The 8,644-nt window shown below is 72.9% G+C and carries 6 protein-coding genes; 3 read left to right on the forward strand and 3 right to left on the reverse strand.

The window, feature by feature from the left end; translation table 11 throughout:
- Positions 1-98: 98 nt before the first annotated feature.
- From ACSNN9_RS09835 to htpG, 3 genes are all read right to left on the reverse strand, one after another.
- Entirely contained in the window at positions 99-1,370 is a 1,272-nt protein-coding gene (locus ACSNN9_RS09835; RefSeq protein WP_436672697.1) for a cytochrome P450, read from the reverse strand.
- A 106-nt stretch (positions 1,371-1,476) separates the two neighbouring features.
- A complete protein-coding gene (locus tag ACSNN9_RS09840) occupies positions 1,477-1,620 on the reverse strand; it encodes a hypothetical protein (protein ID WP_436672699.1) in 144 nt (47 codons plus the stop codon).
- A gap of 250 nt (positions 1,621-1,870) precedes the next feature.
- The gene (htpG, locus tag ACSNN9_RS09845; RefSeq protein ID WP_436672700.1) at positions 1,871-3,784 is read right to left on the reverse strand and encodes a molecular chaperone HtpG; all 1,914 of its coding nucleotides are present in this window, start codon (positions 3,782-3,784) and stop codon (positions 1,871-1,873) included.
- Positions 3,785-3,990: 206 nt separating this feature from the next.
- Between htpG and ACSNN9_RS09850 the strand changes: the two genes are divergently transcribed.
- The 3 genes from ACSNN9_RS09850 to ACSNN9_RS09860 all read left to right on the forward strand — a co-directional run bounded on the left by ACSNN9_RS09850 (position 3,991) and on the right by ACSNN9_RS09860 (position 8,480).
- A complete protein-coding gene (locus ACSNN9_RS09850; protein ID WP_436672701.1) occupies positions 3,991-4,350 on the forward strand; it encodes a hypothetical protein in 360 nt (119 codons plus the stop codon).
- The gene (locus tag ACSNN9_RS09855; protein WP_436672703.1) at positions 4,337-5,368 is read left to right on the forward strand and encodes a T3SS (YopN, CesT) and YbjN peptide-binding chaperone 1; all 1,032 of its coding nucleotides are present in this window, start codon (positions 4,337-4,339) and stop codon (positions 5,366-5,368) included. Before ACSNN9_RS09850 ends, ACSNN9_RS09855 begins: the two co-directional genes overlap by 14 nt.
- A 178-nt stretch (positions 5,369-5,546) precedes the next feature.
- On the forward strand, positions 5,547-8,480 hold the full coding sequence (locus ACSNN9_RS09860; RefSeq protein WP_436672705.1) for an ATP-binding protein: 2,934 nt from the start codon (positions 5,547-5,549) through the stop codon (positions 8,478-8,480).
- Positions 8,481-8,644 lie beyond the last annotated feature (164 nt).

Consider the following 8,644-nt stretch of genomic DNA (forward strand, 5'->3'; position numbering starts at 1 on the left):
TCAATCGACATTGGGCGACGAATGGGTATTCGCAGGGGACAATTCTTAACCCATGACCCGACGGGTGTGAAGACGTGACTTCGGACGGTAGTCACCGGTCACCCGGCGACGGCCGCCGCCGGCCCCCCGGACGGCACCGTCGCGTCGACGACCACCGGCAGGCTGCGGTGCGCCCGGAAGGCGACGTTGGCCTTGTACGAACGGCGGTGGCCGGCAGCCAGGCGCAGGCCGGGAACCGCCTGGCCGAGTCGGGTCAGTGCCACCCGCGCCTCCAGCCGCGCCAGCGCCGCACCGATGCAGAAGTGCGGTCCGTGCCCGAACGACAGGTGCCCGTCCGCGTCGGTCCGGTGCGGATCGAATCGTTCCGGACGGGCGAACACCGCCGGATCCCGGTTCGCGGCGCCGATCAGCAGCAGGCAGCGCGCACCCGCCGGAATGGTGACGTCGTCGAGGGTCACCGCTCGGCGGGTCACCCGCAGCCAACCGTCGATGGCGGGAGCGAAACGCAGCGTCTCGGTCAGGAACGCGGGGATCCGCCGGGGGTCCTCGCGGAGCTCGCGCCACCTGCCCGGGTCCGACAGCGCCTGGTCCAGCGCGTGGGCGAGCAACCCGGCCGTGGTCTCGTGCCCGGCGACCAGCAGGTTGAACACGATGCTCGACACCTCGGCCACCGTGAGCACCTCGTCGTCACCGTCGCGGTACGCCAGCAGTTGGCTGACGTAGTCGTCGCCGGACGGGCCGGCGACGAGTCGCGCGCGGACCAGCTGCTCGCAGTAGCGCCAGAACTCCCACAGGTCCCGCGCGAGCCGCACCTGTTCGGCCGGGTCCGGCCGCCCCCAGATCAGGGCGATCTGGCCGTCCCCCCACGCCCTGACCCGCCCGACGTCCTCCTCCGGCACGCCGAGGATGTCGAGCAGCACCAGCAGGGGCAGTTCGGTGGTGAACTCGCCGACGAGGTCCGCCCGCCCACCGGGGCGGGCGACGAGCCGGGACACCAGTTCGTCGACCCGGCGCCGGACGATCGCGCCGTACCGGTGCTCGACGCGCTCGGGGGTGTTGGCGAACGTCACCCGCAGGGCCCGGCGGGTCCGGGGGTGCACCGGGGGGTCCGCGGCGGCGGTGGTGGGCGGCGCGTCGATGCGCGCGATGATCTCCATCGCCTCGGGGCAGACGTCGTAGATCGGCGCGAGGGTGAGGGCGTTGCCGAAGGTCTGCGCGTCGCTCAGCGCGCGGCGGACGTCGGCGTGCCGGGTGATCAGCCAGAGCCCGAGGTCCGGGTCGTGGTGCGCCCTGTCCGGTTCGTCGAGCAGCCGCCGCCACACCTGCGCCGGATCGACGAGATACGCCCCCACGAACGGATCCAATCGCATGAGCGCCTCCCGGGGGGTGCCATGGCCACGAACGGAACTGCCGAACGACTCCCGGGAATCCGGTTGTCGCCGCACGCCTTCACGGTGCGCCGATTCCGGGGGCAAGTCAATATCGGCGTTCTTCAATGAATTGAGGTGCGATTTCCACGCCGTCGGATCGTGCGCGCAGCACGTCGTCCTGCAAGTTGCGGAACGTTTCCTGCCCGCTGGTAGCGGCGATGAACAGGGTAGACGACGCGGCGGCCGGCACCGGGCACTCGCCGGTCCCACCGTCCCGCGTGTCCCGCGGCGACAGCGCGAAAGGCAGTACGCGATCGACGGGGGACGCCGCCAGGAAAAGCCGATCCGCATTCGGCCGCCGCACGCGGAGCGGGCCCGCGCGGCGTCGCGGGAGCGGCCGCCCCGTCTCCAAAAGGAGGTTCCCCGGCGGGAAGCGGCGGCGTCCGGGTAACGGCCCCGGGCCGGCCGGCGGCACTGCACCGGCCGGCCCGGGCGTGGTGTCAGAGGGTACGGGCGAGCCGGTCGGCGAGGATGCGGGTGAACCGGGACGGGTCGGCCAGTTCCCCGCCCTCGGCGAGCAGCGCCAGGCCGTGGAGCAGCTCGGCGGTCTCCTTCAGCAACTCCTCGTCGCCGCCCTGCTCGTGCGCCTTGCGCAGGCCGGTGACCAACGGGTGCCCGGGGTTGAGCTCCAGGATCCGCTTCACCGCCGGCACCTCGTGCCCCATTGCCCGGTACATCTTCTCCAGCGTCGGAGTGATGTCGTGGGCGTCGCCGACGACGCAGGCGGGCGAGGTGGTCAGCCGGGAGGAGAGGCGGACCTCCTTGACGGAGTCGGCGAGGGTGGTGCCCATCCAGGTGAGCAGGTCGGCGAAGTCCTTGCGCTGCTGCTCGCGCTCCGCCTCGGCCTCCTTCTTCTCCTCCTCGGTGTCCAGGTCCACCTGGCCCTTGGCGATCGAGCGCAGCGTCCTGCCGTCGTACTGGCCGACGCGCTCGATCCACACCTCGTCGACCGGGTCGGTGAGCAGCAGCACCTCGTAGCCCTTGGCGCGGAACGCCTCCATGTGCGGCGAGTTCTCGATCATCGTGCGCGAGTCGCCGGTGGCGTAGTAGATGTCGCTCTGCCCGTCCTTCATCCGGCCGACGTAGCCGGCCAGGTCGGTCGGCTCGGCCGGGTCGTGGGTGGAGGCGACCGACAGGATCTCCAGGAGGGTGTCCCGGTTCTCCGTGTCGTCGATCAGGCCCTCCTTGACCGCGGCCCCGAACTCGGTCCAGAAGGTCCGGTAGCGCTCGGCGTGGTTGACCTTCATGTCCTTGACGGTGGCCAGGATCTTCTTGACCAGCCGGCGGCGGACGACCTGGATCTGCCGGTCCTGCTGGAGGATCTCCCGCGAGATGTTCAGCGACAGGTCGTGCGCGTCCACGACGCCCTTGACGAAGCGCAGGTAGTTCGGCACGAGCGCTTCGCAGTCGTCCATGATGAAGACGCGCTTGACGTAGAGCTGCACGCCGCGGCGACCCTGCGGAGCGAAGAGGTCCAGTGGCGCGTGCGACGGGATGAACAGCAGGGCCTCGTACTCGAAGGTCCCCTCGCCCCTCATGTGCACGATGTCCAGCGGGTCGGCCCAGTCGTGGCTGACGTGCTTGTAGAACTCCTTGTACTCGGCCTCGTCGACCTCGTCGCGCGACCGGGCCCAGAGCGCCTTCATCGAGTTGAGCGTCTGGGTCTCGGTGCTGGTCTGGTCGCCCTCGCCGGGACGCTCGACGGTCATCCGGATCGGCCAGGCGATGAAGTCCGAGTACCGCTTGACGATCTCCCGGATCGTCCACTCGGCGGTGTAGTCGTGCAGGTTGTCCTCGTCGTCGGCCGGCTTGAGGTGCAGGGTCACCGAGGTGCCCTGCGGCGCCTGCTCGACCGACTCGACGGAGTACGTGCCCTCGCCGGCCGACTCCCAGCGGGTGCCGCCGCTCTCCCCCGCCCGGCGGGTCACCAGCTCCACCCGGTCGGCGACCATGAACGCCGCGTAGAAGCCCACCCCGAACTGGCCGATCAGCTCCTGGCGCGCCCCGGCGTCGGAGGACTCACGCAGCTTACGCAGCAGCTCGGCGGTCCCCGACTTGGCGATCGTGCCGATCACCTGGACCACCTCGTCGCGGGACATGCCGATGCCGTTGTCCCGCACGGTCAGCGTGCGCGCCGCCTTGTCGACCTCGATCTCGATGTGCAGGTCGGAGGTGTCGGCCTCCAGCTCCTTGTCGACCATCGACGCCAGGCGCAGCTTGTCCAGCGCGTCCGAGGCGTTCGAGATCAGTTCACGCAGGAAGACGTCCTTGTTCGAATAGATCGAGTGGACCATCAGCTGGAGCAGCTGACGCGCCTCGGCCTGGAACTCCAACGTCTCGGCCCGGTTGCTCACACCGTGTCCTTTCATCCTCGAAAGCCCACCGAAGGTTCGCGGAAAGGATACGAGCCGTCGCCGACGGCGAGACGACGGGACCGCGGAGCGTCGGAGGGCGTCGCGTTGCCCCCGCGCCCTAGTGTCGGGGGTGGCGTCGGAGTGGCCGCCGGGAGAAGCCGAGGGCTGGTGCGACCGCCGCAGCGGGCGGTCAGTACGGTAGGGATGTGTCTCTATGGATGGCCGCGATGTGGGGACTGGTCGGCAGCGCGGTGGCCGAGGCGCTGAACCTCTCCGGGATGATGCGCCCGACCAGCGAGTCCGGTGGCCGGTGGCAGTGGCCGTGGCGGGACCGGCGGGACGCCCCGATCGTCGTGTTCGCGGTGCTGCTCAGGACCGTGGCCGGCACCGGCCTCGCCGCCGCGGCCGGGGCGGGCGGCCTGGCCACCACGGCGTTCGCCAGCTTCACCTTCGGGGTCGCGGCGCCGCTGGTGATCGCCAAGATGTTCGACCAGGTCCGGGTGACGGACCAACCGACCGACCCCGGTTGGGACGGCACGAGCGGCGAGCACGATGACGCGGCGTGAGAACCTGCGGGCCAGGTTCGTCTCCGCGCTGGCCGCCCGCCCGGCCACCACCGCCACCGCCGTTCCCGTACCGACCCGGACGCGGCTCGCCGCCGCGCTGGCCGCGCGGCCGGTGGCCGCCCGCGCCACCGGTCCGCTCCCCCACCCCGACGCCGGGGACGACGGTGACGGGAAACTGACCCACCGGGTCCGGTCGGTGCTCGCCGGCCTGCTCGGCGTCACCACCGACCAGTTGCGGGTCGACGCCGACGGCGACGTCGGCATCCGCGCCGGGTCGGCCATGATCTTCGTACGCGCACAGGACGACCCGCCGCTGGTCGACGTGTTCTCGCCGCTGCTCACCGGCGTCGACCCCACCGAGTCCCTGTACCGGCGGCTCTCCGACCTCACCAACGGGCTCGTGGTCGGGCGCGTCTACTGCACCGGCGACACCGTATGGGCGTCCATCCCCGTCTTCGGGCAGGACTTCGCGCCCACCCACCTGCTGCTGGCCCTGCGGGCCATGATCGCGCTCGCGGACGACCTCGATGACCAGCTCCGGCGTGAGTTCGGCGGCAGCCGCTTCTTCGGCCCGGAGTCCGCCGGGCTGGTGGCGGTGCCCGACCCGACCGGCTACCTGCGTGACCTCGACCGGGCCGGCGCGAACGGGGCGGGCAGCGTCCTGGTCGACCTGCTGGCGGACCGGGGCCGGACGGGGGAGCTGCGGATCCGCGCCGAGCACGGCGACTGGCACGCCGCCGCCCGGCTCGCCGCGCTGCTCGCCGAGGAGGGCCGCACCGACGAGGCCGAACGGTACTGGCGGGTCGCCGCCGAGCAGGGTGATCCGCGCGCCCGCGACGAACTGGCCGCCCTGCTGGCCGCCCGGGGCCGGCACGACGAGGCGGTCGACCTGCTGCGGCAGGCGGTCGACGGCGGAGACTGGCGGCACCTTCCGCTGCTGCTGACGCTGCTCACCGAACGCGGCCTGGTCGACGAGGCCGTCGAGCTGCTACGCCGCCGGGCCGCCGGCCGGGACTGACCGTCCGTACCCGTCGAGGCCGACCTGGCATGTCGAGGTGTGGGGACGCGGGCACCTGGGTACAGAGACCCGCTGGGGTGCCGGATGGGCAGCTGAATCCGGGTGCCAGGATGTGCGGGAACGCCAGCAAGGGTCGTCGGGGCCCGGAAGTGAGGGCTGCGATGAGGTGCGACCAAGGGTGACGCGACCCACGGGGGACCTGTTCGCCGACGGCGGTGAGACCGGGCGGCTGATGGCGCGCCTGGACTGGGCCGCCACCCCGCTCGGCCCGGTCGACGGCTGGCCGCAGAGCCTGCGCGCCGCCGTCCGGATGGTCCTCTCCTCCCGCTACCCGATGCTCCTGCTGTGGGGTGACCGCTTCACCCAGCTCTACAACGACGCGTACTCGGCCCTGATCGGCGACAAGCACCCCGACGCGCTCGGCGGCGACGTGCGGGTCACCCTGGCCGAGGGCTGGGACGTGCTGGCCCCCCTGATCGACGAGGCGATGGCGACCGGCGTCGCCAGCTGGGTGCCGGCCCTGCAACTGCTGCTCGACCGGGCCGGCTACCGCGAGGAGGCGTACTTCAGCGTCTCGCACGCCCCCGCCCGCGACGACGAGGGACGCACGGTCGGGGTGCTCACCGTGTGCAGCGAGGTCACCGAACAGGTCGTCGGGGAGCGCCGGCTGCGACTGCTGCGCGACCTCTCCGTCGGTGGTGACGGACGGACCGTCGACGTCGAGAGCACCTGCCTCCGGCTCGCCGAGGCCATCGGCGGGCACCCGCTGGACGTCCCGTTCGCCGCGATCTACCTGCGCGAGGGCGCGCTGCTGCGCCGCGCCGCCTGCGTCGGCGGGGAGCCTGTGGCCGCCGCCCTGCCCGCCACGCTACCAACGGGCGAGGAGCACGAGTGGGGTCTGGCGGGCGCCGCCGCCGGCACGACGACCGAGGTGACCGGCGTCGACCGGCGCCTCGCCCTTCCCGCCGGGCCGTGGGGCGACCCGCTCCGTACCGCCCTCGCCCTGCCGCTGCCCTCCGCCGAGGCGGACCAGCCCCTCGGGGTGCTGCTGGTCGGGGTGAGCCCGAGCCGGGGGCTGGACGATGCCTACCGCGCGTTCCACGCGCTGCTGGCCCAGCAGGTGGCCGTCGCCGTGCGCAACGCGCGGGCGTACGAGGAGGAACGTCGGCGGGCCGAGGCGCTCGCCGAACTGGACCGGGTCAAGACCGGCTTCTTCACCAACGTCAGCCACGAGTTCCGCACCCCGCTGACGCTGATGCTCGGCCCGCTGGCCGACGCCCTCAACGACAACGAGCACCCCCTGCCGGCGACCCAGCGGGAGCGGGTCGACACCGCCTGGCGCAACGCCACCCGGCTGCTCACCCTGGTCAACAGCCTGCTCACCTTCTCCAGCCTGGAGGCCGGGCAGGCGCAGAGCCAGGCTCGCGAGGTCGACCTGGCCGGGCTCACGATCGAGCTGGCCGGCGTCTTCCGGGCGGCCGTCGAACGCGCCGGGCTGCGCCTGGTGGTCGACTGCCCGCCGCTGCCCCGCGCGGTCTCCGTCGACCCGGTCAACTGGGAACGCATCGTCACCAACCTGCTGTCGAACGCACTGAAGTACACCTTCGTGGGTCGGATCCGGGTCGCGCTGAGTGCCGACGACGAGGAGGTGCGGCTGACCGTCGCCGACACGGGCATCGGCATCGCCGAGGAGGACGTGCCACGGCTCTTCGAACGCTTCCACCGGGTGCAGGGGGCCCGGTCGCGCAGCCACGAGGGCACCGGCATCGGGCTCGCCCTGGTCCGCGAGCTGGCCCGCCTCGAAGGCGGCGACGTGCGGGTGGAGAGCCAGGTCGGAACGGGGACGACGTTCACCGTGGCGCTGCCCTGGACCGCCGTGGGTCGCACGGGCGGGCCGGCCGCGCCCGTGGACGGGGTCGGGGACGCGACCCGGGCCGCCGTCCAGGAGGCGATCGGCTGGCTGACCGACCCGGCGCAGGCGGGGGCGTCCGCGCCGGCCGGGCCGCCGACACCGACGTACGGTGCCGTGGACGCGCTGCGGCACGCGCGGATCCTGGTCGCCGACGACAACGCCGACATGCGCGCGTACCTGGCCCGGTTGCTGGGCGAGCAGGGCTGGCGGGTGGAGACGGTCGGCAACGGCCGGCAGGCCCTGGAGGCGATCCGCCGGGAACAGCCCGACCTGGTGCTCACCGACGTGATGATGCCCGACGTCGACGGCTTCGAGCTGGTCCGTCGGCTGCGCGGGCAGGCCGACACCCGGACGCTGCCGGTGGTGGTGCTCTCCGCGCGTGCCGGCGGGGACGCCAGCGTGGAAGGGCTTGACCTGGGCGCCGACGACTACGTCGTCAAGCCCTTCGCCGCAGCCGAGCTGATCGCCCGGATCCGGGCCACCCTGCACGGTGCCCACACCCGGGGGCACCTCCGGGGCGACGCGGCGGCCGCCGCGACCGACGCGACCGGCGCGGGCGGCCTCGGCGGCACGACGCCCGACGCGGACGGCCTCGGCGAGAACGCGCCCGACTCGGCGACCGAGGGCGGCGGTGCGCGGCCGGGGACGCCGGCCGGCCCCGAGGGCGGCCGTGCGGCGGGCGCCTCCGCCGGTTCACCGACCGTGGGTGGCGCTCCGGTGGACGGGCCGCCGGCAGCCCCGGACGAGGGTTCGTCCGTCGGCGGGAACGGGGCGCACCCGCACAACGGAGGCCGCCGGCCGGCTCCCGAGCACCTGGCCGCGTTGGACACGGGCTGGACGTACCCCTCGAAGCCCACCTCTGCCGCCGCGATGCGCCGGGACGTGCGGGCCTCGCTGGAGGACCTGGACGTCGATCCGGACACCGTGGCCGATCTCCTGCTGGCCGCCTCCGAGGCGGTCAACAACGCCGTCGAGCACGCCCAACGCCCGACCCGTCCCGAGGTGCGGGTACGGCTGCGGGTGGCCGATGACACGGTACGGATCTCGGTGCGCGACTTCGGCACGTGGCGGGACCGCCGCCCGGCCATGGACCGGGGGCGGGGCGCCACGCTGATGAACGCGTACGGCGACGTGCGGCTGGTCTCCACCGCCGAAGGCACCATCGTCACCATCGAACGCCGCCTGCGGCCCACCACCTGACCCAGGGTCGTTTCCCCCTCGTCTCCCCTCTGAGCTGAGGCGTCTACGGCATCGGACCTTGGGGGTACGCTCCTCGGCGCCCTGTCGAGCTGATGTCGTAGACGATTCAGCGATGCCCCTCCGTCCCGAACCGGGCGGGCGGCGGGGGACCCCGGCGGCCGACC

This window comes from Micromonospora sp. URMC 107 (assembly GCF_051386315.1).
GTDB lineage: Bacteria > Actinomycetota > Actinomycetes > Mycobacteriales > Micromonosporaceae > Micromonospora.

Coding starts and splice junctions, on each gene's coding strand:
- ACSNN9_RS09835 (WP_436672697.1), bottom strand. CDS start 1,370: ATGCGATTGGATCCGTTCGTGGGGGCGTATCTCGTCGATCCGGCGCAG.
- ACSNN9_RS09855 (WP_436672703.1), top strand. CDS start 4,337: ATGACGCGGCGTGAGAACCTGCGGGCCAGGTTCGTCTCCGCGCTGGCC.